We start from the raw sequence: 26,057 nt of genomic DNA on the forward strand, positions 1-26,057 counted from the left end.
CTCGCGTACCCGGCGGGTCGGCTACTCGTGGTGGGCCAGGACCTGCTTGAGCAGGCGGGCCAGCGTCCGCCGGTCCTCCTCCGGGAGCGGGGCGAGCAGGTCGGCCTGGACCTGGTCGAGGACCTCGTCCATGCGCCGCAGCTGACGAAGGCCGGCTTCGGTGAGCGTCACGCGGTTGCGGCGCCCGTGGTCCGGGTCCGGTGTGCGGTCGACCTGGCCCAGCTCCACGAGCTGCCCCACCGCCGCCACGACGTCGCTGCGGTCGACGCGGCACCGGCGGCCCAGCTCGGCCTGGCTCGCCGGCCCGGACTCGTGGAGCGCGGCCAGGATCCGGTAGTGGTACCCGCGCGCTCCCGCGGCGGCGAAGCCGTCGGACACCAGCCGGCGGACGTGCACGGCCAGCTGCGTGATCAGCCAGCTCGGCTTCGCCGTCAGGCGCTCCGGGATCTCGTCCATGCCGGGCCACTCCCATTGTGTTGGTGAGACCAACACTCTAGCGGTAGTGTTGGTCTCACCAACACAAGGAGCCCGGATGTCCGCCGAAGACCGCCTCGAGATCGCCGACCTCTTCGCCCGCCTGGCGAACCTGCTGGACGAATGCCGCCACGACGACGCCGGCGAGGTCTACAGCCCCGACGCCGTGGTGCACTCGCCGCGCGCGGACCTGCGCGGCCTCGACGAGGTGATCGCCTTCCTGAAGAGCAGCGAGGTCGCGGGAATCCGCACCCAGCACGTGCACGGGGACGTGCTGGTGGAGGTCGACGGCGACCACGCGAAGGCCCGGGCCGGCCAGCTCGTGCACTTCTGGCGCGACGGCGAACCGCCGCACCGGAGCAGCGGCCTGCGCGTGGCCTGCACCGCGACGCGCACCCCGGCGGGCTGGCGGTTCGGCGAAATGGCCGCGACGCTCGCCTGGACCCGGGAGCAGTGACGCTGAAGGGCTCCTTCGAGGGGCGGGAGGCGGGTTCCCGTGCCCTTGAAGGAGCCCTTCAGACCCCCGGTGAAAAAACGTCTCTCGGACGGAACGCGTCCGAGGGCATGTCTACTGGACAATCGTTGTTCGGTGTCCGCGTGCCGGCACCGAACAACAACACCGAACAACTCGTCAGGGGCAGGGCGGGCCGTAGTCGATGCCCGGCAGGTTCGCCGACCACTCCGCCGCCGTGATCCGGGGCGCCGCGACCGCGCAGATCTTCGCCGCCGCGCGGCCGGGGTCGGTCTCGGCGAACCGGACCGTGCCGTCCGCGACGGTCGCCACCAGCGTATGGCCGTCCGGGGCGTACTGCACGGCGTAGACCCGGTCGTCCTCTTCGGGCAGCACCGCGTACGGCTCGCGCCGGGCGAGGTCCCACAGCCGGACCGTGCGGTCGTAGCTGCCGGACGCCAGCACCTGCCCGTCGCCGCTGAAGGACACCGACATGACGATGTCGGCGTGCCCGGCGAGGACCGCCGACACGTGCGCGGCGGCGGGGTCGGCGACGTCCCACAGGCGGATCATGCGGTCGGCGCCTGCCGTCGCCAGCGTCCGGCCGTCGGGGCTGAACGCGACCGAGAAGATCGTGTCGGTGTGCCCTTCGAGCTTCGAGAGCGGCCGCGGGGTCCGGGGCGCCGAGACGTCCCACAGCCGCGCGGTGTGGTCCCAGCCCGCGGTCGCCAGCGTCCGGCCGTCCGGGCTGAAGGCGAGTGTGTGGACGTCGTCGTCGTGGCCCGTCAGCGTGGCGATCTCCACCGGGTGCAGGCGGTCGGCGAGGTCCCAGAGCCGGGCCGTGTGGCCCTCGCCCGCGGTGGCGAGCACCCGGCCGTCCGGACTGAACGCGACGGCGTCGATGTCGTCGTGCGGGCGCGAGAACACCACCGGCGGCCCGGGGTGGGCCGGATCGGTGATGTCCCGCAGCGTCATCGTGTGGTCCCAGCTGCCGGTGGCCAGCGTCCGGCCGTCCGGGCTGATCGCGACGCCGCAGACCGCGTTGCCGAAGCCGCCGATGGTGGCGACGGTCCGCGGCGCGGCCGGGTCGGCGAAGTCGTGCAGCCGCACCGCCTTGTCGTAGCCGCCGGTGGCGAGCACCCCGCCGCCGAACGCGGCGTGGCACGCCTGTGCCGTGTGGGCCGGGATCGCCGGGCCGGGCAGGTCCCAGAGCCGGGCGGTCTGGTCGTCGCTGGCGGTGGCGAGGCTGCGGCCGTCGCGGGTGAACACCGCGGAGCCGATCGCGCCGGTGTGCCCGGGCAGCGCCGACACCTCGCGCGGCTGCCGCGGGTCGGCGACGTCCCACAACCGCGCCGTGCGGTCGAAACCGGTGGTGGCCAGGGTGTGCCCGTCGGGGGCGAACGCGACCGACCGCACGATCGCCTTGTGCGCGCCGAGCGACGACAGCTGCCGAGGCATCGCAGGGTCGGTGACGTCCCACAGGCGCGCGGTCTCGTCGGCGCTCGCGGTGGCGAGCGTCCGCCCGTCGCGGCCGAAGGCGACCGAGTGGACGACGTCGGTGTGCCCGGTCGCGACACCCAGTGGACGCCGCGAGGCGACGTCCCAGACGCGCGCGGTCTTGTCGGCCGACGCGGACGCGAGCAGCCGCCCGTCGGGACTGAAAGCGACGTTGTTGACGTACGACGTGTGCCCGGTCAGCTCCCCCACCGGCCGCGCGTGCGCCGGGTCGGTGGTGTCGTACAGCCGGAGCGTGCCGGCGCCGTCGCCGGTCGCCAGCAGCGGCCCCACCGGGCTGAACGCGACCGCGTACGCCTTGTTTTCGTGCTGTTCGATGGTCACCCCGGGCCCCGGCCGGGCGGGGTCGCCGACGTCCCAGACCCGGACGGTGCCGTCGAACCCGGCGGTCGCGACGGTCCGGCCGTCGGCGCTGAAGGCGACGTTGTTGACGTTGCCGGTGTGCCCGGCGAGGACGCCCAGCGGCACCGGGTGGTGCGGGTCGTGGACGTCCCACAGGCGCGCCGTGCCGTCCCAGCTCGCCGTCGCGAGGACCTGCCCGTCCGGGCGGAGGGCGACGGTGTTGACCCGGCCGGTGTGCCCGGTGACGCGGGTCGAGTACGGCGTCGCGAACATGCCGAGCACGCTGCTGCGCGCGTCGGCGCTCGGATCGAGGCGGTACGCGGCGAGCGCGAGCTGCGCGGCCAGCGCGGGGTTGGTGGCGCGCATGGCCAGGGCCTGGCCCGCGACCTTCTGGGCGAGCGCGCTGTTGCGCTGGTCGGTGGCCGTGTTCTCGGCGCGCACGGCATACGCGGTGGCCGCGACGGCGACGACCAGCAGCACGGCGAGCAGCGCGACGAGCTGCCGCAGCCGCCGCGTGCGACGGCGGTCGCGCTCCTGCTCCGCGTGCTCGACGGCGAGGCTGGCATCGAGGAAACGCCGTTCCCGCTGGGAAAGCGCGGTGTCCTGGCGCGCCGCCCACTCCCGCGCGATGGCCAGCCGGGTGCCGCGGTAGAGCCAGCCGGGGTCCTCCTCGACCGACTCCCACGCGTCCGTCGCCTCGGTGAGCTGCCGGTGCACGCGCAGGCCTTCGCGGTCCTGGGTGAGCCACTCGCGCAGCCGCGGCCAGCCGCGGATGAGGGCCTCGTGGGTGATCTCGATACCGGTGTCGTCCAGGGTGACCAGGCGCGCCGCCGCCAGCTCGCCGAGCACGACGGCGGTGTCCTCGTCGTCGGTGTCGAGCTCGGCCCGGCTGATCCGGCGCTTGGTGTCTTCGGTGCCTTCGCCGAGCGCGGTCATCCGGAGGAAGATCTGCCGCGCCAGCCGCTGCTGGCGCGCCGAGAGCGTCGCGAAGGTGCCTTCCGACGTCTGCGCGACCGACCGCTCGATGCCGCCGGTGGACTCGTACCCGGCCAGGGTGAGCGTGGTGCCGCGGCGCCGCCGCCACGTCTCGAGGAGCGCGTGCGAGAGCAGCGGCAGCACGCCGGGCCGGCCGGTGGCGTCCGCGACGAGCCGCGAGACCAAGGCGTTCTCGACGCGGTACCCGGCGTCGACCGCGGGCCGCGAGATCGCCTGCCGGAGCTCCTCGGTGGTCATCGGGCCGACGAGGACCTGGGCGTCCTGCATGGCCTCGGCGAGGTCCGCGTGCTGCGCGCAGTGCGTGTAGAAGTCGGTGCGGATGCCGAGGACGACCCGGGTCCGGCTGCCGGGCTCGGTGGTCGCGGTGACGAGCGCACCGAGGAACCGCGTGCGTTCCTGGTCGTCCTGGCACAGGGTGAAGACCTCTTCGAACTGGTCCACGACCACGACGACGTCGGTGTCGTCGACATCGGCGAGCTGGCGGGCCGCGAGGCCGAGGTTGCGCGGGTGCGCGGCGAAGTCGTCGAGCAGCGCGCCGGGCGCGAGGCCGAGCGCGGCGGCGAACTTGACGGCGCACTCCTGCAGCGGCCGGGCGCCCGGGGTGAGCAGCACGACCGGGTCCTTCACCGACGGCAGCAGGCCGGCGCGCAGCAGCGAGGACTTCCCCGAACCGGACGCGCCGAGGACGGCGAGAAAACGTTGTCTCGAAAGCCGGCCGACGAGCTTTTCGACCAGTCGTTCCCGGCCGAAGAATCGGCTCGCGTCGGCGGGCCCGAATGCACCCAGGCCGACATACGGCGGCTTTTCCCCGCTTTCCGGCTCGGGTGGTGAATCGTCACCCTCGCGGCTCGCACTTCCGGCGACGGCGTGCCAGCGCTCTTCCCATTCACCGGGCACTCCGCCGCAGGCCCGGACGTAGGCCGAAGTGACCGCCAGGCTGGGGAGTTTCCGCCCGCCGGCAGCCTCCGAAAGCGTCCCGGCCGAGTAGTGCGCGCGCCGGCCGAGCTCGCGGTACGTCGGATTCCCGGCACTCTCCCGCAATCGCCGGAGATCGGCGGCGAATTCGGTCAGCGGATCGTCGCCGGGATCCAAGGGTCGCTCCGGACGCGGCACCCGTCCTCCCTTTGTCCGCCGGTTTGTCCCCAACCGTATCGGGTGCCGCGCCGCGTCACTGTTCGTTCGGCGAAACCAGCCGCCGGTGGACGGCTCCGGCGTCGACACCGAGCTCCGCGAGCAGGTCGGCGGCCGGATCGGGCGGAGTCACCTTCAGCAGCGCCCGCAGCAGTTCGGCGGGCTCCCGCGGCTTCCCGCGGATCGCCTCGTTGACGACCGCGCGGGCGTTCGACGTCAACGCGCCCGGAGTCAGGCGTCCGCGCTTCACCGGGACCTGCGCCGGCCGCAGCCCTTCCACTTCGATGCCGAGCGCCGCCAGGGCCGCGCGGTCGAGGCGGTCGAGGGCCGCGCGGGCCTCCTCGACGTTCTTGCCGAGGGCCCGCGCGCTGTCCGGGTCGTGGAGGAGGCCGAGCAGCAGGTGCTCGGTGCCGAGGCGCCGGTCGCCGCGGCGGCGGGACTCCTCCAGGGCCGCCGTCACCACGACGGCGAACGGGCTCTTCGCGATCAGCCGGTCGAGCACCACGGCCTCACGTCCCGTACTTCGCGTGCACGGACTGGCGGGCGACGCCGAGCGCGTCCCCGATCTGCTCCCACGACCAGCCCCGCTCCCTCGCGTGCGCGACGGCGGCCGCCTCGACCTGCTCGGCGAGGCGATGCAGCGCGCCGACCGCCCGCAGCGCGACCGCGGGGTCGGTTTCCGAGATCCGCCCGGAAAGCTCTTCCGCTTCCATGGTGTGTCAGTCTAGCCTGACATCAGTTCGTCAGTCCAAACTGACATGAGGAGGACGTCATGGATGTCGCGGTGATCGGTGCGGGCCCGGTGGGCCTGATGCTGGCGGCGGAGCTGCGGCTCGGCGGAGCCGAAGTGGCGGTCCTGGACCGGCGGGCCACGCCGGACGAACGGCCACGGGCGAACGGGCTCGGCGGCCGGATCGTCGAGCAGCTCGACCACCGGGGCCTGCTGGACCGCTTCCGGGCCGAGGCCGCGTTCGCCGGCCCGTTCCCCGGATTCCCGTTCGGACCCGTGCCGCTGAACTTCGCCGGGCTGGACTCACCGATGCGCGGACTCATGCTGCAGCAGCCGCGGATGGAAGCCCTGCTGGCCGCCCGCGCGACCGAACTCGGTGCGGAGATCCGGCGCGGCCACGAGCTGGTGGACCTCGACACGGTCCGGGGCCCGGACGGCTCGTACCGGCTGGAGGCGCGGTACGTCGTCGGCTGCGACGGCACGCACAGCCGCGTCCGAGACCTGGCCGGGATCGGCTTCCCCGGCACCACCGACGACGAGCTGATGCGGCTCGGGCACTTCCGCGCCGACGCCGGCCTCTTCGCGACGGTGCCCGGCCTGGTGCGGGGCTGGAACCGCCGGCCCGGCGGCCGGGTGCTGGTGACGTCGCTGACGCCGGGCGTCGTGATCGCCGGCGTCCGGGAGGTGGCACCAGAGCCCGCGGGCGAGCCGACGCTCGGCGAGTTCCGCGACGCCGTGCGCCGCGTGCTCGGCACCGACCTGCCGCTGGAGGAGCCGCTGTGGCTGTCGCGGACGGTCAGCTCGGCCCGGCTCGCCGAGCGCTACCGCGCCGGGAACGTCTTCCTCGCGGGCGACGCGGCGCACGTCTTCCCGGCCGGCGGCTCCTCGCTCAACGTCGGGCTGCTGGACGCGGTCAACCTGGGCTGGAAGCTCGCCGCCGTCGTGCGCGGTTCGGCGCCGGAAAGCCTGCTCGACAGCTACCACGCGGAACGGCACCCGGTCGCCGCGCGGACGTTGACGCAGACCCGCGTCCAGGCCCTGCTCGACCGCGTCACCGGCGAGGACGGCGACGCGCTGCGGACGCTCTTCGGCGAGCTGGCGGCCCTTCCCGAAGCGACGCGGCACCTGGCCGGGCTGCTGCGGGACGCCGACGAGCTGCCGTACGTCCCCGACCTGCCGCTGACCGTCGGCGGCCGCGCCACCCGCGTGGCCGAGGTCATGCGCGCGGCGCGTCCGGTGCTGTTCGACTTCGCCGACCGCGCCGACCTGCGGGAAGCCGCCGGCCCGGACGTGAAGATCGTCACGGCGGAGTGTCCGGACGCCCCGGCGGAGGCGCTTTTCGTGCGCCCGGACGGCGTGGTCGCGTTCAGCGGGGACGATCCGGCGGCGTTGCGGGAAGCAATGACGGCACCGGGGCGTTGACCCCGGTTGTGAGCTCACTGCCTGACGTGCCGCTGTCCGTGCTCGACCTGTCCCCCGTCTCCGAGGGGAACACCGTCGGCGAGACGCTGCGAAACACCTTGGACCTCGCCCGCGCCGCGGAACGGCTGGGCTACCACCGCTACTGGCTGGCCGAGCACCACAACATGCCCGGCATCGCCAGCTCGGCGACGGCCGTGCTGATCGGCCACGTCGCCGGCGCGACCGAACGCATCCGCGTCGGCTCGGGCGGGATCATGCTGCCCAACCACGCGCCGCTGGTGGTCGCCGAGCAGTTCGGCACCCTGGAGGCGTTCCACCCGGGCCGCATCGACCTCGGCATCGGCCGCGCGCCGGGCACCGACCAGCGGACGGCGCTGGCGTTGCGCGGCCCTGGCGGGCTGTCCGCGGAGAACTTCCCGGAGCACCTGCAGGAGCTGATCGGCTACTTCACCCACTCGGAGGCGCGCGGCGTCAACGCGGTGGTGGCCGAGGGCAACCAGCCGCCGGTGTGGCTGCTGGGCTCGAGCGGCTTCAGCGCGCAGCTGGCCGGGCGGCTCGGGCTGCCGTTCTCCTTCGCGCACCACTTCGCGGCGGAGAACACGATCCCGGCCGTGCAGCTCTACCGGGAGAACTTCCGGCCGGGGGTGCTCGACGAGCCGTACGTGATGCTCGGGGTGTCCGTGGTCGCCGCCGAGACCGACGACCGCGCGCAGTTCCTGGCCGGGCCGTCGGGGCTGACGTTCCTGAGCCTGCGCCGCGGCCGCCCGATCGCGCTGCCGACGCCGGAGGAGGCGGCCGAGTACCCGTACACGGAGATGGACCGCGCGTTCCTGGCCGAGCGCTTCGGCTCGAGCATCGTCGGCTCGCCGGAGACGGTCCACAAGGGACTCGAGCAGCTGCTGACCGACACGGGCGCCAACGAGCTGATGGTCACGACCATGGTCCACGGCCACGCGGACCGCGTCCGCTCCTACGAGCTGCTGGCCGGCCTCAAGTCCTGACGTGATCAGCAGGTCGACACGCGTGATCGAAGGGTCGACACGCGTGATTGGACGGACGACACGGCGCGGCCTACCCTGCTGCGGCGTGTCGACCCTCTGATCACGCGTGCCGGCCTCCCGATCACGCGTGTCATCCGTTCGGCGGTGTCGCCTCGAGCGGAAATGAACGCGAGTGCGCAGCTCGTAAACGCCTCTCACATCCGGGACGGGATTTTTTTCCCATCTTTGACAACAAGATCAGGTCGGTTTGTCAGCCGCGGACAAGAAATGCGCGGTTACCAGCCCGTGACCGCGTGATCCTGCTCAAGTTCTTGTCTCCCAACAAGGCCGTGGTTAACGTACCGACCAGTAGGAACCGGCACGGTGAGCCCCGAGACCGTGAATGGCCGACAATTGTTACCCCGTTCGGACCATTCCCCTTGCTCGACTCGGGTGTATTCGGCGTGCCGTCGAAACCGCTGGGGAGGCACACGAATGGCCGAACGGACGACGACGACGTCGTTCCCCGGGGCCGCCGCGCTGCGGCAGACCGGACGGCTCTACGGGCTCGGCCTCGACGTCGTCCGGCTGACGTTCCGCCGCCCGTTCCAGCTGCGTGAGCTGATCCAGCAGTTCTGGTTCATCGCGAGCGTCTCGATCCTGCCGACGGCGCTGGTCTCCATCCCGTTCGGCGCGGTGATCGCGCTGCACATCGGGTCGCTGACCACGCAGATCGGCGCGCAGTCCTTCACCGGCGCGGCCAGCGTGCTCGCGATCATCCAGCAGGCCAGCCCGATCGTCACCGCGCTGCTCATCGCCGGGGCCGGCGGCAGCGCGATGTGCGCCGACCTCGGCGCGCGCACCATCCGGGAAGAGATCGACGCCATGGAGGTCCTCGGCGTCTCGCCCGTCCAGCGGCTGATCGTGCCGCGGGTGCTCGCCGCCATGGGCGTCGCGGTCTTCCTCAACGGCATGGTGAGCGTCGTCGGCGTGCTCGGCGGCTACTTCTTCAACGTGATCATGCAGCACGGGACGCCGGGTGCGTACCTGGCCAGCTTCTCCGCGCTGGCGCAGCTGCCCGACCTGTGGATCAGCGAGATCAAGGCGGTCATCTTCGGCTTCGTCGCCGGCGTGGTCGCCGCCTACCGGGGGCTGAACCCCAAGGGTGGCCCGAAGGGCGTCGGCGACGCCGTCAACCAGTCCGTGGTCATCACGTTCCTGCTGCTGTTCGTGCTGAACCTGGTGCTCACCACCGTCTACCTGCAACTCGTGCCGCCCAAGGGGAGCTGAACGTGACGACCACGGAAGTCCCCAAGGCCGCGCGCGTGCGCGAAGCCGTCGACCGCCGGTTCGGGTTCCTCGACACCCTCGGCGACCAGATCCTGTTCTTCCTCCGCGCGATCGCCTGGACGCCGCGAGCACTGCGCCGCTACCTGCGCGAGGTCGTCCGCCTGCTGGCCGAGGTCAGCTTCGGCAGCGGCGCGCTCGCCGTCATCGGCGGCACGATCGGCGTGATGATCGGGATGACCGTCGCCACCGGCACGGTCGTCGGCCTGCAGGGCTACTCCGCGCTCAACCAGGTCGGCACGTCGGCGTTCGCCGGGTTCGTCTCCGCCTACTTCAACACCCGCGAGATCGCCCCGCTGGTGTCCGGCCTCGCCCTGAGCGCCACCGTCGGCTGCGGCTTCACCGCGCAGCTCGGCGCGATGCGGATCTCCGAGGAGATCGACGCACTGGAAGTCATGGGCATCCCGAGCGTCCCGTACCTGGTGACGACGCGGGTGATCGCCGGTTTCCTCGCCGTCATCCCGCTCTACGCGATCGGCCTGCTGTCGAGCTACCTCGCCTCGCGGCAGATCACCGTGTGGTTCTTCGGCCAGTCCGCGGGCACCTACGACCACTACTTCCTGCTGTTCCTGCCGCCCGGCGACGTCTTGTGGTCGTTCGGGAAGGTCCTGGTGTTCAGCGTCGTCGTGGTCCTGGCTCACTGTTACTACGGCTTCCGCGCGAGCGGCGGCCCGGCCGGCGTCGGCGTGGCGGTCGGCCGCGCGGTGCGCACCGCGATCGTCGCGATCAGCATCATCGACTTCTTCCTGAGCCTGGCGATCTGGGGCGCGACGACCACCGTGCAGGTGGCCGGATGAGACGCGATACCCGCCGCAAGGCCGGGGTCCGCACCGCCGGGGTGCTGTTCCTGGTGGTCATGGGCGTGCTCGTGACGCTCTCGATCAAGGTGTACGACAAGGACTTCGTCAGCACGGTCCCGGTGACGCTGAAGGCGAGCCGGATCGGCAACCAGCTCTCGGCGGGCGGCCAGGTCAAGGCCCGCGGGGTGCTCGTCGGCGAGATCCGCGACGTCCGGGCGACCCCGCAGGGTGCCGAGATCGCGCTCGCGCTGGAGCCGGACAAGGTGGACATGCTGCCGCGCAACGTCTCCGCGCTGCTCGTGCCGAAGACGCTGTTCGGCGAGCGGTACGTCCAGCTGTCCATTCCGGACGGCGCGAGGGACTCCCACCTGGTCGCGGGTGACACGATCGAGCAGGATCGCTCGGCCAACGCGATCGAGCTGGAACGCGTCTTCGACAACCTCCTCCCGTTGCTCAAGGCCGTCCAGCCGCAGAAGCTGGCGACCACGCTGACCGCGGTTTCGACGGCGCTGGAGGGCCGCGGCGAGCAGATCGGCCAGACCCTCTCCACCGCGGCCACGTACCTGAAGGACTTCACCCCGCAGCTGCCGAAGTTCACCGAGGACATCCAGGACCTCGCGTCCGTCTCCCGGCTCTACGGCGACATCGCGCCCGATCTGCTGGACGCGCTCACCGACTCCGCCGTCACGCTGAACACGGTGCACGACAAGACGGCCGACCTCGCCACCGTGTACCAGCAGGTGACGGACTCCGCGGGCGAGGTCGAAAACTTCTTGAGCCGCAACAAGAACAACATCATCGCCCTGTCGGCCGACAGCCGCGCCGCCCTCGAGGTCGCGGCCGAGTACTCCCCCAGCTTCCCGTGCACCCTCAAGGCGATGGACGCCCTGCGCGGGCCGGTCGACGAAGCGCTCGGCAAGGGCACGAACCAGCCCGGCATGCACGCCGCGATCACCGTCACCCAAGCCCGCGGCAAGTACGTGCCCGGCAAGGACGAGCCGGCGGTCCCGGCGAGCGGCGGCGGTCCGCGCTGCTACCCCAGCGGCGTCGCGCCGACGACCGGCACCGCCGCCGTGGCGCCCGGCGCGCCCCAGCACCCGCTGCTGGTCGGCACCCGCGACGACCTCGGCGTCGCGAACTCGCCGCAGGAACGCGAGCTGCTCGCCACCGTGCTCGCGCCGCAGCTGGGCGTGCCCACCAAGGACGTCGCGGACTGGAGCAGCGTGCTGGTCGGCCCGCTCTACCGCGGCACGGAGGTGACGCTCAAGTGAGGAAGTTCGCCGCCCCGCTGGTCAAGAGCCTGATCTTCATCCTGGTCACCACCGCCGCGACCGTGCTGCTGGCGATCTCCATCGCCGGCACCGGCGTCGGCCGGACCGACCTCTACGGCGCCACGTTCACCGACGCGACGTCGCTGAACGTCGGCGACGACGTCCGGATCTCCGGGGTCCGCGTCGGGCAGGTCGAGGAGCTCGAGATCGCCGACCACAGCCTCGCGCACATCCGGTTCTCCCTCGACGAAGGCCGGCAGCTGCCCGCCGACGTCGGCGCGGTCATCAAGTACCGCAACATGGTCGGCCAGCGCTACATCGCGCTCGAGCGCGGTGCCGGCGGCCAGGGGACGCTCCCGATCGGCGGGGAGATCCCGCTGAACCGCACCACGCCCGCCCTCGACCTGACCGACCTGTTCAACGGCTTCAAGCCGCTGTTCCAGGCGCTCTCCCCCACCGACGTCAACCAGCTCTCCGGCGAGATCGTGCAGGTGCTGCAGGGCGAGGGCGGCACGGTCGAAGAGCTGCTCGCGCACACCGGCTCGCTGACCTCGACGCTCGCGAGCCGCGACCAGCTCATCGGCGAGGTGATCACCAACCTCAACCACGTGCTCGGCACGGTGAACAGCAAGGGAACCGCGCTGACGACGTTGATTTCGACCCTGCGGGAGCTGGTTTCCGGCCTGGCCTCGGACCGGGCCGTCATCGGTGACGCCATCGGCGGCCTCGGCGACCTGTCCACGGCCACCGCGGGCCTGCTCGGCGACGTGCGGACCCCGTTGAAGGACAGCATCACCGGGCTCGACCGCGTCACGAAGAACCTGGCGGACAAGGACACCCTGCCCGGTCTCGAGCAGACGCTCAGCACGCTGCCGGAGAAGCTGAACGGGCTCGGCCGGATCAGCTCCTACGGCTCGTGGATGAACTTCTACCTGTGCAGCGCCACCCTGCAGACCACGCCCCCGCGCGGGACGCCGGTCACGGCGGAGAGGTGCGGCGCGTGAAGTCCTTCAAGGAACGCAATCCGCTCGCCCTCGGCGTCGCCGGGAGCGTCGTGCTGGCCGCGCTGCTGACCGTGACGTTCAACTACGACAACCTGCCGATCGTCGGCGGCGGCACCACCTACCACGCGGAGTTCTCCGAGGCGGCCGGGCTGCAGGCCGACGACGAGGTCCGCGTCGCCGGCATCAAGGTCGGCGAGGTCCGCGACGTCGAGCTGGCCGACGACCACGTGCTCGTCACCTTCCGCGTGAAGGACGCGTGGGTCGGCGACCGGACGTCGGTGGAGATCCGGATCAAGACGTTGCTGGGCCGCAAGTTCCTCGCGCTCAAGCCGACCGGCGACGGCGTGCAGGACCCCGGCCAGGCGATCCCGCGGAGCCGGACGGTCACGCCGTACGACGTCACCGAGGCGTTCAACGGCCTCGCGAACACCGCCGGGTCGATCAACACCGAGCAGCTCGCCGACAGCTTCACCGCGATCAGCGACACGTTCCGGAACGCCCCGGCCCACGTCCGCACCGCGCTGGACGGGCTGTCCGCCCTGTCGAAGACGGTGTCCTCGCGCGACGACCAGCTCGCCGATCTGCTGGCCAACGCCAAGAAGATCACCACGACGCTGGCTAACTCGAACGAGGACTTCGAGCAGCTGCTCTCCGACGGCAACCTGCTGCTGGGCGAGCTCGACCGGCGCCGCCAGGCCATCCACGACCTGCTGACCGGCGCGCAGGCGCTGGCCACCCAGCTCTCCGGCCTGGTCAAGGACAACACCGACGCGTTGAAGCCGGCGTTGAGCCAGCTGAACACCGTGACCGACCTGCTGACGCGGCAGAACGACAACCTGGCCAAGAGCCTCGCCGCCGCCGGGCCGTACTTCCGGCTGGCGAACAACGCCCTCGGCAACGGCCGCTGGCTCGACACCTACCTCTGCGGCCTGCTCCCCGAAAACCGCGACCCGTGTGTGCCGCCGAAGCAGACGGGAGCCCCGAAGTGAACTCGACCCGCAACCAGGTCCGGCTCAGCCGGTTCGTCGCCACCGCCGTCGTGCTCGCGCTCGTCGTCGTGGCCGCGCTGTGGTGGATCTTCTCCGGCACCGGGCTCGACCGCGCGACCGTGCTCTTCTCCCGCGCGGTCGGGGTCTACAGCGGCTCCGACGTCCGGCTCCTCGGCGTCCGGATCGGCCAGGTCGAGTCGGTGACCCCACGCGGCGAGCAGGTCGAGGTGACGCTGACCTACGACGGTTCCGCGCCGATCGCGGCCGACACCGACGTCGTCGTCATCGCGCCCAGCGTCGTCGCCGACCGGTACGTCCAGTTCTCCAAGCCCGCGCGCGGCGGACCGCGGCTCGTCGACAACGCCACCATCGGCGTCGACCGCAGCGCGACCCCGGTCGAGCTGGACCAGCTCTACGCCAGCCTCGACTCGCTCACCAAGGCGCTCGGGCCGGACGGCGCGAACAAGAACGGCGCGCTGTCGGACCTGCTGAAGACCGGCGCGCGCAACCTGGAGGGCAACGGCGCCGCGTTCAACGACTCCGTCAAGCAGCTCGCGGAGCTGGCCCGGACGCTGGCCGGCAACTCCGGCGACCTGTTCACCACCGTGCGGGAGCTGCAGCAGTTCACCAGCATGCTGGCCGCCAACGACAACCAGGTCACCCAGGTCAACCAGCAGCTCGCCGCGGTGTCGGGCACGCTGTCGGCCAACCGCGACGAGCTGGCCACGGCGCTGCGCTCGCTCGGCAGCGCGCTCGCCGACATCCAGGGGTTCATCAAGGACAACCGCGCGCTGATCACGTCCAATGTGGACAAGCTGGCGGTGACCACGCAGACCCTCGTCGACCAGCGCGCGTCGCTGGCCGAGACCCTCGAAACCGCCCCGCTGGCCGCGACCAACCTGCTCCAGACGGTCGACCCCGCCACCGGCGCCCTGCAGAGCCGCACCGACCTGCTCGACTACCTGCCGCTGCCGGTCACCGGATCCGTCTACACGAACGAGGCGGGCGGCAGATGAAACCGTTGAGACGCATGACGGCCCTGGCCGCCGGCTGCTGCCTGGTGCTGACCGCCTGTTCGGGCGAGTTCAAGGGTGTCTACGACCTGCCGCTGCCCGGCGGCGCCGACGTCGGCGACCACCCGTACCACGTCACCGTGCAGTTCGCCGACGTCCTCGACCTGGTGCCGCAGGCCGCGGTGAAGGTCGGCGACGTCCCGGTCGGGCGCGTCCAGACCATCCGCCTCGGCGCCGACGGCTGGACCGCGGAGGCCGTCGTCGAGGTCAACGGCGACGTCGTGCTGCCCGCCGACGCCGTCGCGCGGCTGCGGCAGTCCAGCCTGCTGGGCGAGAAGTTCGTCGAGCTCGCCGCCCCGGACGGTACCGCGCCGCAGCAGACCGCGCGGCTGGCCGACAAAGCCGTGATCCCGGTGTCGCGCACCAACCGCAACCCGGAGTTCGAAGAGGTCTTCGGCGCGCTTTCGCTGCTGCTCAACGGCGGCGGCATCGGGCAGCTGCAGACGATCAACCGCGAACTGTCGAAGGTGATGACCGGGAACGAGACGCAGATCCGCTCGTTCCTGTCCGGGGTCAACACCCTCGCCACCGACCTGGACGCGCACCGCCAGGACATCACCGCGGCCCTCGAAGGGGTCAACCAGCTGGCGACCACGCTCGCCGACCGCGACGCGCAGGTGTCCGGCGCGCTCACCGACCTCACCCCTGGCCTGCGCACGCTGACCGACCAGCGCACCCAGCTCGTCGCCATGCTCCAGTCGCTCGACCAGCTCTCCGGTGTCGCCACCGACGTCATCCACAAGAGCAAGGACGACCTGGTGGCCGACCTGACCGCGCTCGCGCCGATCCTGCACCGGCTCGCCGACGCCGGGGCGTCGCTGCCGAAGTCGCTGGAGATCCTGCCGTCCTTCCCGTACACCGACGCGGTCCTCCCGGCGATCAAGGGCGACTACCTCAACGTCTACGCGTCGGTGATCCCGGCGCCCGGGCAGGCGCTGCCGCCGCCCGGCGAAGGCGTCCCGCCCGGCCTGCCGACGCTGCCCCTGCCGGCCAGCGGCGTCACGACGTCGGGAGGGCGCTGATGCTGACCACCAGGGTCCGGGTCCAGGTGATCGCGTTCGTGGTGATCTCGCTGGTGACGGTCGCGTTCGTCGGCGCGAACTACGCGGGCATCGGACGGCTCTTCGGCGGCAGCGGGTACACCGTGAAGCTGGAACTCGCCGAGGGCGGCGGCATCTTCACCAACGGCGAGGTGACCTACCGCGGGGTCGCCGTCGGGCGGATCGGCGAGCTGCGGCTGACGCCGTCCGGGATGGAGGCGGACCTGGTCATCGACGACTCGGCCCCGCCGATCCCGTCGAACGCCCAGGCCGTGGTGGCGAACCGTTCCGCGGTCGGCGAGCAGTACGTGGACCTGCAGCCGCGGACCGCCGACGGCCCCTACCTGACCGGCGGCTCGGTGATCCCGCGCGAGAAGACGACGCTGCCGATGCCGGTGCAGAACCTGCTCGGCGACCTCGACTCGCTGACCGCGTCGGTGCCGACCGGCGACCTGCGCACGGTCGTCGACGAACTCGACGACGCCCTGCGCGGCACCGGGCCCGACCTGCAGGTCCTGCTGGACACCGCGACGTCGTTCACCAAGGACGCTTCGGCCAACCTGCCGCAGACCACGAAGCTGATCGACGACGGCTCGACCGTGCTGCGCACCCAGCTCGACTCCGCCACCGAGTGGCGCTCGTTCACGAGCAACGCCAAGCTGTTCGCCGCGCAGCTGTCGAGTTCGGACGGTGACCTGAGGCGGCTGATCGCGACCGCGCCGCCGGCCGCGTCCGAGCTGGGCAGCCTGCTGAAGGAGACCGACCCGGGGCTGCCGATCCTGCTCGCCAACCTGCTCACCACCGCGCAGGTGTTCCAGGCCCGCACCGGCGACCTGGAACAGCTGCTCGTCGCGACCCCGAAGGCGGTCGCGACGGCGTCGACGGTCTTCGGCGGGGGCGACGGCAACCTCGGCATGGCGCTGACGTTCTACGACCCGCTGCCCTGCCGCGCCGGGTACGAAAGCACGCAGTACCGGCCGAGCACGGACACCACACCGCTGCCGTTCAACACGGGCGCGTCCTGCACGCTCGAGAAGGGCGACGCGACATCGGTGCGCGGCTCGCAGAACGCGGCGCACCCGCCGGTGCCGCCCGCCGCGGTGCCCGGCTCCGGGACCCCGCTGACCGTGTCCGCCGGCCAGCCGGATTCCCCGACCCTCGAGGAGATGCTGTGGCTGGGAAAGTGAAGCGGCCGCTGCGGGCCGCGGTCGCCGCCGTGGTCGTCACCGCGGCGTTCGCGGCCTGGGCGGGGATCGGCTGGTACCGCACGGCAAACAGCGAAACGCTGACCTACGGGACCGCCCGCGACGAAGCGCTGTCCAGCGGCCGGCAGCTGGTCGCGCTGCTGTGCACCCTCGACTACCACCAGCTGGACCAGGGGCTCGCGCAGTGGCTCGACGCGTCGACCGGGCCACTGCACGACCGGCTGGCCCACACCGACGAAGCCACGAAGAAGACCCTCACCCAGGACGCGACCGTGTCCACCGGGAAGGTGCTGGACGCGGCGCTCAGCGAGCTCGACGAGCACGCCGGCACCGCCAAGCTGCTGGCCTCGGTGGAGATCACCGCGCTGAAGGAGGGTGTCGCGCCGGCGACCAAGCGCAACCGGTTCGCCGCGGGACTGACCCGGACCGACGGCGGCTGGAAGCTCAGCGCCCTCGACGAACTGCCGGTGGGGGCGAGATGAGCACCGACGCGTTGCCCACTGCTGAGGAAGAAGCCGAAGTGACGGCCTCCTCCGACGAGGTGGTCGCCGAAGCTGAACCGCCCCGGCGCCGGCCGCTCCTGCTGCCGCTGCTGGTCGTCGTCTCGGTGCTGCTGGCGGCCGCCGGTGTGGTGTTCACGCTCGCAGCGCGCTCGGCGGCGGACGACCCGGCCGCGGCCAACCACGCGCTCACCGACGTCGGGGCGACCGCCGACGTCACCTCGGCGGTGACGCTGGCGCTCAACCGGATCTTCTCCTACTCCTACGACAAGACCGAGGTCACGGAACAGGCCGCGCGGGACGTCCTGCGCGGCGACGCACTCACCACCTACGACCGGCTGTTCGCCCAGGTGAAGGAAAAAGCACCGGCCCAGAAACTGGTGCTGACAACACGGGTGACGTCATCCGCGGTACAGGATCTGCGCGAAGGGCACGCCCGGCTCCTCGTGTTCCTGGACCAAGCCGCCACCCGCGCCGACAACAATTCCAGCAGTTCCGCGGCCGCTCAGCTTTCGGTGACCGCGGAACGTGAGGGTAATGCCTGGAAGATTACCGGGCTGACCCCCCGCTGACCCTGTTTCACACCGCTGCACAATTCGAAGGAGAGTTGGCATGCCTACTTTGTCGCGCACTCGGAAGAACGGCCGGAAAATGGCACGCGCGGCCGCGGTCACGGCGGCCGCGGGCATCGCGATGAGCGTTGTCACCGCCGTGCCGGCTTCGGCCGACGTGGTCGAGATCCCGGTCGGTTACACCGTCACCGGCAGCACCGTGATCAAGAAGACCGGCAGCGCGATGGCCCTCGGCCCGGGCAACCTCGACGGCGCCCTGATCATCGACGACCAGACCGGTTCGGTGGGCTTGCGCGCGGACCTGACGCTGCCGACGTCGCAGGCGAACATCTCGCTGGTGTCGGGGCTGTTCAGAATCAAGGCGAAGGTCAAGATCACCCCGACCGGCCCGGCCACCGGCACCATCGCCGACGGCACGCTGACCACGCACGCCCAGGCGAACATGGAGATCTACGACATCTGGGCCGGCCTGATCATCCCGGTGATCCCGCTGCCGACCGTGCCGGGCAGCTGCAAGGCGAGCAAGCCGCTCGACCTCGACCTGAGCGCCAAGGACGTCGACATCTTCGGCCCGAAGATCACCGTCACCGGCACGTACACCATCCCGGACTTCAAGAACTGCTTCATCGCGGACCTGGCGCTCGGTGCGCTGGTTTCGGGTCCGGGCAACACGATCTCGCTGGACCTGGCGGCCAAGACCGAAGGCTGACCCGGGGCACGGAAGAGGGGCGCACCGGCCGGTGCGCCCCTCTTTCGTGCCTGGTCAGCAGGGTGCGGAAGGGTCCGCCTTGAGCACGACGCTGTAGCGGTCTCCCGCCGACACGGCCAGCAGCGGGCCGCAGATCCCGTTGCTCAGCGGGTCGCTCTCCATCTGGTCGTTGGAGCCCCAGGCGACGACGTCGCCGTTGCTCTTGAGCGCGAGGTTGAACGTCCAGCCCGCGTCGATCGCCACGACGTCGGACTGGACCGTGTCCGGGACCTCGGCCTGGTGGTTGTCGTCGCGGCCCCAGGCGATCACCCGGCCGTCCTTGAGCGCGAGGCTGTGCTGGTGACCGGCCGAAATGGCGGTGACACCCGACTTCGCGTCGGCGGGCACCTCGGCCTGGCCGAAGCTGTCGCTGCCCCAGGCGATGACCCCGCCGTTCTTCAGCGCCAGGCTGTGGTCGCCACCGGCGGAAACGGCGGTGACACCGGACGTCGCGGCGGCCGGGACGTCCGTGCGCAGGCCCCAGCTGACGACGCGCCCGCCTTCCTTGAGCGCGAGGTTGTGCAGGGCACTGGTGGAGATGGCGACGACACCCGACTTCGCGTCGGCGGGCACCTCGGCCTGGCCGTACCAGTTGTTCCCCCAGGCCAGGACGCCGCCGTTCTTGAGCGCGAGCTCGTGGCCCCAGCCGGCGGCGACCGCGCTCACGCCCGACATCGCCGCCTCGGGCACCTCGGTCTGGCCGAAGTTGTTGTCGCCCCAGACCAGGACCTGGCCCGCCTTGAGCCCGATCGCGTCCAGGCTGCCCATGGAGACCGCGCTCAGCCCTTCGGAAGCCTCCGGGGGCGGCCCCATGATGTAGTAGGTCAGCCCCCACGCGAGGACGCCCCCGGTGTCCTCGGCCGAGGCGGACGCGGCCGGCACGAGCGGGGTGACGACCAGCGCGGCGGCCACCAGCACGGCGGCGCGCCGGAAACGGAAGACTGCGGCCACGGTATCTTCTTTCCCTGAATCGGTCCCTGCGATCACGGCGCACACGCGCACTTCGATACTAACCCGGACAATCGCCGGAGGATACCCGCCGGATTCTTTGTCAAGCGCCGACCAAGGTCCGCCTCCGAATACTCCGTCGTTGACAAAAAATACCCGCCTGAGGACCACTCCGGAAGCCGGTCCGGCACACGCTTGTTGCGCAACCGACTGGTGAGTAACATACTTTCTCACAGCCACCTCGCGAGGGTCTGGGCTGCACCAGGGAAACACCGGGGAATTCGCGGTACCGATCGGTCCGCGGGGCGCGTGGGCAGCGCCCACCGAGACGTCAGCTGGATGATCAAAGGAGATTGGCAGTCATGACCCGACTCAGGAACCTGTCCCTCAAAGCAGTCACCACCGCCGCGGCCGTCAGCGCGCTCGGCATGGTCTTCACCGGCGTGGCTTCGGCCGACACCGCCTACAACGCGGGCGCCACCTACCGATGCACCTTCCCCGGCATCCCGCAGCAGGACGTGGGGATCACCGCCTCCCTGACCGGGCCGGACTCGATCGCCGCCGGCACCACCGTCACGCCGACCAACGTCGGTGGCACCGCGACGATCTCCGCCGCGGTGCACTCGCTGCTGACCGCCGTCGGCTACAACGGCCTCCGCGGCACGGCGACGGTCCCGGTGACCGCCGCGAGCGGAACGGTTTCCGGCCCGGCGAGCGGCCTGGACATCCCGGAGACGATCTACCCGACCGGCGGACCGATCACCGTGGTCATCAGCCAGGTGGCGTCCTCGTCGATCCCGACCTACACGGCCCCGGCGGCCGCGGGCAGCGACACGCTGTCGCTCGGCACTCCGATCACCGCGGCTCTGCAGTTCCACAAGGCGTCCAACAACACCTGGGCGAACTGGAACATGAGCTGCACGCCGAAGACGACGAGCCCGGCGCAGAACCTGGCGTTCTCGCCGACCTTCGTCATCACGTGACAGCGCTGAACTAGCAGCACCGTAGGGATGGCCGGGGCCCCGGCCATCCCTACGGCTCGTTTCCCGGTGGCACGGACAGGAGCACGGCATGGCCCCCAGGCTGACCCGGCGGACGGCGACCCGCGGCGCGATCGCGCTGGTGTGCGTCGTGTCGGTCACCACCGGCGCGTTCACCGGCATCGGGTCGGCCGCACCGGGCGAACCCGCCGGAGCCACGGCGTCCGGGCGTCACGAGCTGGCCAAGACCGTGGCCGCGACGTGCCCGTTCGCCGATCCGATCGGACCGCTGAAGCTCACCGTCGCCACGACCGCGACCCTGCCCGCCTCGATGACGATCGGCAAGCCGGCGGCCATCGACGACCTGTCCGTGTCGTTCTCGCTGCCGCGGGCCGCCGCCCAGCAGCTGCTCGGCACCGGCGCCACCCTCGAGGGCGGCCTGGCCTTCCAGCTGCTGCTGGAACAGGGGAAGGTCAAGGACACCCTCGCCGTCCCGATGACCATCGCCGCGACCGCGCTGCCCGCCGAAGGCGACCTCACCCTGGTGGCCAAGGGGAAGCTGCCGTCGTTCTCCCCGTCCGCCGCCGGCGTGCTGCGGATCCGGCTGACGCCGCCGAAACTCGCCATCGGCCCGACGGGCGCGCCACCGGACCAGCCCGCCGAGCAGGTGACCTGCGCCGCCGACAGCGGCCAGGACCTCTCCTTCGGCGCTGTCCCGGTGCTGGCGGCCACCACGCCACCGGCGGGCAAGCCGGCGCCGGAGAAGAAGGCCGCACCCGGTCCGCGGTCGACCGTCCCGCAGAAACACTCTCTGCTGGACGAAGAACCGCCACCGGACGAGACCTTCACCATGGTGCTGCCGCTGCAGTCGAATCAGGTCGACAACACGAGCACGATCGCCAAGACCGGCAGCAAGATCCACAGCAAGCCGGCCGTGCTGGCCAACGGCGTCTGGTTCCGGATCACCGACGTCGACGGGTTCCCGATCCGGAGCGAGATCACCGGCGAGCTGGCCTTCGCCCCGGTGACGGTGTCGTACCTCGGGTACGGGTTCCTGCCGATCAGCGCGACCGTCGAGTTCCTGCCGGTCGACTACCGGAGCAGCACCATGATCCACTCGTTCGGGACGCTGTTCGACGGGATCCTGCGCAACCACCTCGACGTGGTCTCGCGGCTGAGCGACGTCAAGGTGAACGGCGTCCCGCTCGAGGCCGGCCCGGACTGCGTGTCGGAGAAGCCGATCCCGATCGACATGATCGGCGAGTACGACCCGTTCGGCGCCGGCGGCCTCATCGGCACCGACTCGGCCAACCCCGACCCGAAGTACCGCGGCTTCACGCTGCCACCGTTCAAGAACTGCGGCGCGGCCGAGAAGCTGAGCTCACTGTTCACCGGCCAGAACTCGGGGCCGGGCAACCAGGCGTCGGCGCACCTGTCGCTCATCACCCTGTGCCAGGAGCCGGACCACCGCAACTGCCCGCCGGTCGCGCCGATCCCGGCGGAGGTCTTCCGCGCGAGCCGCTGACCCGATCCACAGCGGAGGGACCGTGTTCCGGCGTCTCCCGGTCGCCGAAGCCCGACGGCCGGCCCTTCCGGCTGGTACCTGCGTGGCCTGACCGACGCCTTCGCCTGTGCGGCGTCCGGAGCGGACACGGCGTGGCGAGTCGTTCGGCGCCAAGGGAAGGTTCGTCCGCCACTACACAACACAGGTGTGGGCAGCCGACTCCAGCGGCTTACCTAGTCCCGGCTACCGCGGCGTCCACTGTGGATGCAACCCGCCGCTGCGCGGGGCCGGGAGCAGCTCGGTGACCGGGTAGCGCAGCGGCAACGGTGCCGCGCCCGCGCGCAGGGCCAGCTCCATCTCGAACCGTGCCGCCGGATCACGCAGGCTGTCGCCGAACGTCGCCTGGAGCTGTCTCATGCGGTAGCGGACCGTCTGGGGGTGGACACCCAGGCGCTCCGCGATCTCCACCACGTTGCCCTGGCTGTCGAGCCACGCCCGCAGCGTCTCCAGCAGCCGCTCCTGCTGCTTGCCCGTCATGTCCGCCAGCGGCGCGAACAGGCGGTGGCGCAGCGTGCCGACCAGGCCCGTGTCGGAGTTGACCAGCAGCGTCGCCAAGTGCTCCTCGGCGCGCAGCACCGGGCGTGGCATCAGCACGCCGCGCTCGGCCAGGTGCAGCGCGTTCCGGGCCCAGCGCAGGGAATCCGCGACCGACGCGAGCGGGACGCACGGGCCGATCGAGAGCCGGCAGTCCGGCAGGGCCACCTGCAGCGTCGCCAGCCGGGCGCCGCTCAGCTCGCCGGGGATCACCAGCTTCGGGTCGGGCGTGTCGAGCTCGGCGAGGATGTCCGCGTCCAGTCCCGCGTGACGGCGGGCCGGGGCGACGCCGTCGGCCGGGCAGACCGCCACCGGCGTCGCGTCGGTCGGCACCGGCCAGCCGATCAGCTGGGCCAGCTCGGCGATCGCCTTGGGGGACGCCGGGGGCGTCTCGAGAATGAGGTGCAAGAGCTTGCGGCGCCAGGTGTCGAGCGCTCCCGCCGTGCGTGCCTTCGCCTCCAGGTAGCCGTCGAGCGCGACGGAGGCGAGTTCGTCCATGAACGCCAGCATCGCGTCGGCCAGCTGGGACATCACCGCCGACGAGAGCCCGCTTCTTCGCCCGACGCGCATGATCCGCCGCCACGACACGCGCGCGCCGACCCGGTACGCCGACTGCAGCGTGTCGAGGCTGCGGCCTTCGCGCATTTCGTTCTGCCCCAAGCGGTGGTGCACCTCGTGGGACTGCTCCTTGGACACCGTCGGGTCGGCGATCTGCGCGACGAACAACGTGATCGCGTACTCGACGCCGGCGCGGATCGACTTGCCGTAGGGGCCGTCGAGCGGGCGGGCGTAGGCCGGGATGGTCGCGCGGATCTCGTCGACGATCTCCGCGGCGAGGCTGGCCAGCTCGGGACGCAGGATGTCGGCGAGCTTGCGAGGTAGTGCGGCGGGTGGCGGCGCAGCGTGATCGAATCCGCGCTCCACCGACATCGCAGCTCCTTCGCTCCGCCCCGGGATCCCGGCCAGCGCACCCCACCTGATGCGGGGTGACACCGGACACATCGAAAAAGTAGTCCGGAACGTGTCACACCTTCGAAGGGAAACCGATTTCTTGTCATCTTCGTGACAAGTTCACGAGGCTCGGCTGCGGAACGCTGACAACCACCCCGCCGACTGCTCACGATTGTACGTACGAACGGCCGAACTCCCCCAGACCCCGGAGTCCTCGGGGATATCCCTGAGATTCTCGCCAACCACTTGTTTGCGTGACGCAAGTAGCCTTACCGTCGTCGTCATGCCGCACAGCGATGAGGACCTCGAGAGCGTCGTCTATCCCCTGTCCCGGATCAGCGAGGCGATGCGCCGCGCCCAGCTGCGCGCCGCCGACCCGACCCGCGTCGCGATCCTGCGGCTGGCCGCCGTCAAGGGCCGCGTCCGGCCGTCGGAGGTCGCCGCCGAGCTGGACGTGCACCAGTCGTCGATCACCCGCCAGACGCGAGCCCTGGAAGACGCCGGGCACGTGCGGCTCGAGGCCGATCCGGAAGACCGGCGGTCCTGCCTGATCTCGCTCACCGAGCCGGGCTGGGACGAGGTGCGCCGCCTGACGAAGCTCGGGCTCGACCGCTTCGCCGACTTCCTGCGGGACTGGTCCGCCGAGGACGTCCGCCGGCTCGGCGAACTGCTGGCCCGGCTGGAGACTTCGGTCGCGGCGGCCAAGAAACGGCCGGCTCCCGGACGGCGCTGGCAGCGGGAGGCGGACTGATGCGCGCCCTCCTCCCGGTCGTCCTCGACCTCGCCCTGCCGATCGGCGGCTACTTCCTGCTGCACTCCGGTTTCGGGCTGAGCGCGTTCTGGTCGCTCACGATCGCCGGCGCCGCCACCGGCCTCCACGCGCTGGTCACCACGCTCCGCCGGGGCAAGGTGGACGCGCTCGGCGTGCTGATCTTCCTGGAGATGGGCCTCTCGGCAGCGCTGCTGATCGTCAGCGGCGACCCGCGGATCGTGCTGGCGAAACCGGCGCTCTACCTGGCGGTCGCGGCGGTGTACGCGCTGGTGACCTGCTTCACCGGGCGGCCGCTGGTGCTGGACTCGGGCAAGCCGTTCGCCACCCGGGGCGATCCCGCGCTCGCCGACGCCTACGAACGCGCGTGGACCCACTCGGACCGGTTCCGCCGCACGGTCCGCGGCGTGACAGCGGTGTGGGCCGGCGCCTTCGCTCTCGACGCGGTCTTCCGCGTCGTGGTCGTCTACAGCCTGCCGCCCGAGCGCGTGGACGAGTCCGTGTGGCTCTCCCAAGTGCCACTCGTGGTGGTGTTCGTGCTGGCCGTGGTGGTCACGCGGCTGCGGATGCGCCCGATGCGGCCCGTGATCGAGGCCCACCGGGTCGCGGCGGGCTGAGACTGCTTGTATCGTGTGCTTGATACAAGCGAGGAGGTCCGGACATGCCGTGGGACAACGTGCTGGCGGTCGCGCTCTTCACCGGGCTGATCGGCCTGGCGATCCTGATCGTGCTGTGGCCCGGCGAGAAGCACGGAAAGCGCTTGCTCGAACGCTGGGGCGTGCCGGACCCGGACGCCGCCGAGGTGGCGCTCGCCGTCCGGTACCTCAAGCGGCGCCGGATCTGGTACCCGTGGCTGTTCCTGGTCATCCCGCCGGTCCTCGACGGCACCGGGGCCGGCACGATCGTCGCGACGCTGCTGCTCGGCGGCCTGATCGCCGAGCTGTTCGCCCAGCGGCCCGCGCGCGGCCCGCGCCGGGAAGCCGTCCTGGTGCCGCGAACGCTGCGCGACGTCGTCCCGGTCTGGGCGCTGGTGCTCAGCGGGCTGGCTTCGGCGGGCGCGATCGCGCACCTGGCCTGGACCCGGCAGTGGACGCTGGTGGCCGTCGCGGCGGGCACCACGCTGCTCTGCTGGGTGATCACCGCGCTCGCGGTGCGCCGCCCGGCGGTCGGGGAGCCGCGTGCCGACCTGGCGCTGCGCCGCCGCAGCGGGCGCGTCGCGATCGGGCTGGGCATCGGCACCTGCGCCGCGCTCGGCTGGCCGGCGGGCAACCTCGGCTCGCTCGTGGTCGTGGTGGCCGGGCTGGCCGCGTTCCTCGCCGTGACGGCCCCGGTGAAACGGCTGCCGGCGGCCGCGTGAAGATCGTCGTCGACACGGAGAACGGGCTCGCGCCGTGGCGGCAGGTGCACGACCAGGTGATCCACGCGATCACGACCGGAGCGCTGCCGGAGGGTGCGCGGCTACCGCCGATCCGCCAGCTGGCCCGGGACCTGGGACTGGCGTCCGGAACGGTGGCCCGCGCGTACCGCGAACTGGAGGCGGCGGGCTGGGTGGCGACGGCCCGCGCGCGCGGCACGGTGGTGACGATCCCGGCCGGCCGCCCGGACCGCACGGCGCTGCTGCACTCCGCGGCGGCCGAGTTCGCCACCCACGCCCAGGACCTGGGCGCGGACCTCGACACCGCCTTGGACGCGGTCCGCGCGGCCTACCGGTCGTGAGTGGG

General features: G+C 71.6%; 26 protein-coding genes. 20 read left to right on the forward strand and 6 right to left on the reverse strand.

Translation table 11 applies throughout. From position 1 onward, the window contains the following. Positions 1-21: 21 nt before the first annotated feature. Positions 22-456, reverse strand: a complete 435-nt coding sequence (locus tag QQ657_RS20070) for a MarR family winged helix-turn-helix transcriptional regulator (protein WP_284743700.1) — start codon at positions 454-456, stop codon at positions 22-24. Positions 457-532: 76 nt separating this feature from the next. Between QQ657_RS20070 and QQ657_RS20075 the strand changes: the two genes are divergently transcribed. Then, positions 533-931: a nuclear transport factor 2 family protein gene (locus QQ657_RS20075; RefSeq protein WP_284743701.1), complete on the forward strand. Its 399-nt coding sequence runs from the start codon at positions 533-535 to the stop codon at positions 929-931. A gap of 174 nt (positions 932-1,105) precedes the next feature. Here QQ657_RS20075 and QQ657_RS20080 read toward each other — a convergent pair whose 3' ends face one another. The 3 genes from QQ657_RS20080 to QQ657_RS20090 are packed head-to-tail and all read right to left on the reverse strand — an operon-like array spanning position 1,106 to position 5,622. After that, positions 1,106-4,891 carry an nSTAND1 domain-containing NTPase gene (locus QQ657_RS20080; RefSeq protein ID WP_491047354.1) on the reverse strand — a complete coding sequence of 1,262 codons (3,786 nt, stop codon included), beginning with the start codon at positions 4,889-4,891 and terminating at the stop codon, positions 1,106-1,108. A gap of 55 nt (positions 4,892-4,946) precedes the next feature. After that, positions 4,947-5,414 carry a Clp protease N-terminal domain-containing protein gene (locus QQ657_RS20085; RefSeq protein WP_284743702.1) on the reverse strand — a complete coding sequence of 156 codons (468 nt, stop codon included), beginning with the start codon at positions 5,412-5,414 and terminating at the stop codon, positions 4,947-4,949. Between the two features lie 4 nt (positions 5,415-5,418). Continuing rightward, a complete protein-coding gene (locus QQ657_RS20090) occupies positions 5,419-5,622 on the reverse strand; it encodes a helix-turn-helix domain-containing protein (protein WP_284743703.1) in 204 nt (67 codons plus the stop codon). Positions 5,623-5,681: 59 nt separating this feature from the next. On the opposite strand from QQ657_RS20090, the gene QQ657_RS20095 reads away from it, so the two are divergent. The 13 genes from QQ657_RS20095 (at position 5,682) to QQ657_RS20155 (ending at position 18,551) form a co-directional block, all read left to right on the forward strand. Beyond that, on the forward strand, positions 5,682-7,061 hold the full coding sequence (locus tag QQ657_RS20095) for an FAD-dependent monooxygenase (protein ID WP_284743704.1): 1,380 nt from the start codon (positions 5,682-5,684) through the stop codon (positions 7,059-7,061). An 8-nt stretch (positions 7,062-7,069) separates the two neighbouring features. Then, positions 7,070-8,062: an LLM class flavin-dependent oxidoreductase gene (locus QQ657_RS20100; protein WP_284743705.1), complete on the forward strand. Its 993-nt coding sequence runs from the start codon at positions 7,070-7,072 to the stop codon at positions 8,060-8,062. Between the two features lie 474 nt (positions 8,063-8,536). Beyond that, a complete protein-coding gene (locus QQ657_RS20105; protein WP_284743706.1) occupies positions 8,537-9,331 on the forward strand; it encodes an MlaE family ABC transporter permease in 795 nt (264 codons plus the stop codon). A 2-nt stretch (positions 9,332-9,333) separates the two neighbouring features. Beyond that, complete coding sequence (locus QQ657_RS20110) at positions 9,334-10,185, forward strand: MlaE family ABC transporter permease (protein ID WP_284743707.1); 852 nt, start codon at positions 9,334-9,336, stop codon at positions 10,183-10,185. Next, positions 10,182-11,459 carry an MCE family protein gene (locus QQ657_RS20115; protein WP_284743708.1) on the forward strand — a complete coding sequence of 426 codons (1,278 nt, stop codon included), beginning with the start codon at positions 10,182-10,184 and terminating at the stop codon, positions 11,457-11,459. The genes QQ657_RS20110 and QQ657_RS20115 overlap by 4 nt, the downstream gene beginning before the upstream one ends. Next, a complete protein-coding gene (locus QQ657_RS20120; RefSeq protein WP_284743709.1) occupies positions 11,456-12,463 on the forward strand; it encodes an MCE family protein in 1,008 nt (335 codons plus the stop codon). The genes QQ657_RS20115 and QQ657_RS20120 overlap by 4 nt, the downstream gene beginning before the upstream one ends. Continuing rightward, a complete protein-coding gene (locus tag QQ657_RS20125; RefSeq protein WP_284743710.1) occupies positions 12,460-13,452 on the forward strand; it encodes an MCE family protein in 993 nt (330 codons plus the stop codon). Before QQ657_RS20120 ends, QQ657_RS20125 begins: the two co-directional genes overlap by 4 nt. Next, positions 13,449-14,468 carry an MCE family protein gene (locus tag QQ657_RS20130; RefSeq protein WP_284743711.1) on the forward strand — a complete coding sequence of 340 codons (1,020 nt, stop codon included), beginning with the start codon at positions 13,449-13,451 and terminating at the stop codon, positions 14,466-14,468. Before QQ657_RS20125 ends, QQ657_RS20130 begins: the two co-directional genes overlap by 4 nt. A 14-nt stretch (positions 14,469-14,482) precedes the next feature. Then, positions 14,483-15,547, forward strand: a complete 1,065-nt coding sequence (locus QQ657_RS20135; RefSeq protein ID WP_284743712.1) for an MCE family protein — start codon at positions 14,483-14,485, stop codon at positions 15,545-15,547. Next, entirely contained in the window at positions 15,547-16,752 is a 1,206-nt protein-coding gene (locus tag QQ657_RS20140; protein ID WP_284743713.1) for an MCE family protein, read from the forward strand. The genes QQ657_RS20135 and QQ657_RS20140 overlap by 1 nt, the downstream gene beginning before the upstream one ends. Beyond that, complete coding sequence (locus QQ657_RS20145) at positions 16,737-17,252, forward strand: Rv1363c family protein (protein ID WP_284743714.1); 516 nt, start codon at positions 16,737-16,739, stop codon at positions 17,250-17,252. Before QQ657_RS20140 ends, QQ657_RS20145 begins: the two co-directional genes overlap by 16 nt. Then, on the forward strand, positions 17,249-17,842 hold the full coding sequence (locus tag QQ657_RS20150; protein WP_284743715.1) for a hypothetical protein: 594 nt from the start codon (positions 17,249-17,251) through the stop codon (positions 17,840-17,842). Before QQ657_RS20145 ends, QQ657_RS20150 begins: the two co-directional genes overlap by 4 nt. A gap of 40 nt (positions 17,843-17,882) precedes the next feature. Next, positions 17,883-18,551, forward strand: coding sequence for a hypothetical protein (locus QQ657_RS20155; protein WP_284743716.1), 669 nt, complete (start codon positions 17,883-17,885; stop codon positions 18,549-18,551). Between the two features lie 54 nt (positions 18,552-18,605). Here QQ657_RS20155 and QQ657_RS20160 read toward each other — a convergent pair whose 3' ends face one another. Continuing rightward, positions 18,606-19,508 (reverse strand): RCC1 domain-containing protein, encoded by a 903-nt coding sequence (locus QQ657_RS20160; RefSeq protein ID WP_434056759.1) that lies wholly within the window; start codon positions 19,506-19,508, stop codon positions 18,606-18,608. Positions 19,509-19,900: 392 nt separating this feature from the next. Between QQ657_RS20160 and QQ657_RS20165 the strand changes: the two genes are divergently transcribed. Next, on the forward strand, positions 19,901-20,521 hold the full coding sequence (locus tag QQ657_RS20165) for a DUF6801 domain-containing protein (protein ID WP_284743718.1): 621 nt from the start codon (positions 19,901-19,903) through the stop codon (positions 20,519-20,521). An 88-nt stretch (positions 20,522-20,609) separates the two neighbouring features. Then, complete coding sequence (locus QQ657_RS20170; protein WP_284743719.1) at positions 20,610-22,043, forward strand: DUF6801 domain-containing protein; 1,434 nt, start codon at positions 20,610-20,612, stop codon at positions 22,041-22,043. Between the two features lie 222 nt (positions 22,044-22,265). On the opposite strand, the gene QQ657_RS20175 is transcribed toward QQ657_RS20170, so the two are convergent. Next, positions 22,266-23,546, reverse strand: a complete 1,281-nt coding sequence (locus tag QQ657_RS20175; protein ID WP_284743720.1) for a PucR family transcriptional regulator — start codon at positions 23,544-23,546, stop codon at positions 22,266-22,268. A gap of 304 nt (positions 23,547-23,850) precedes the next feature. Between QQ657_RS20175 and QQ657_RS20180 the strand changes: the two genes are divergently transcribed. The 4 genes from QQ657_RS20180 to QQ657_RS20195 are packed head-to-tail and all read left to right on the forward strand — an operon-like array spanning position 23,851 to position 26,052. Further along, entirely contained in the window at positions 23,851-24,318 is a 468-nt protein-coding gene (locus QQ657_RS20180; protein WP_284743721.1) for a MarR family winged helix-turn-helix transcriptional regulator, read from the forward strand. After that, on the forward strand, positions 24,318-24,953 hold the full coding sequence (locus QQ657_RS20185; protein WP_284743722.1) for a VC0807 family protein: 636 nt from the start codon (positions 24,318-24,320) through the stop codon (positions 24,951-24,953). The genes QQ657_RS20180 and QQ657_RS20185 overlap by 1 nt, the downstream gene beginning before the upstream one ends. Positions 24,954-24,997: 44 nt before the next feature. Further along, positions 24,998-25,693, forward strand: a complete 696-nt coding sequence (locus QQ657_RS20190; protein ID WP_284743723.1) for a hypothetical protein — start codon at positions 24,998-25,000, stop codon at positions 25,691-25,693. Then, complete coding sequence (locus tag QQ657_RS20195; RefSeq protein WP_284743724.1) at positions 25,690-26,052, forward strand: GntR family transcriptional regulator; 363 nt, start codon at positions 25,690-25,692, stop codon at positions 26,050-26,052. Before QQ657_RS20190 ends, QQ657_RS20195 begins: the two co-directional genes overlap by 4 nt. The last annotated feature ends 5 nt before the right edge of the window (positions 26,053-26,057 follow it).

The organism is Amycolatopsis ponsaeliensis, from assembly GCF_030182635.1.
GTDB lineage: Bacteria > Actinomycetota > Actinomycetes > Mycobacteriales > Pseudonocardiaceae > Amycolatopsis > Amycolatopsis ponsaeliensis.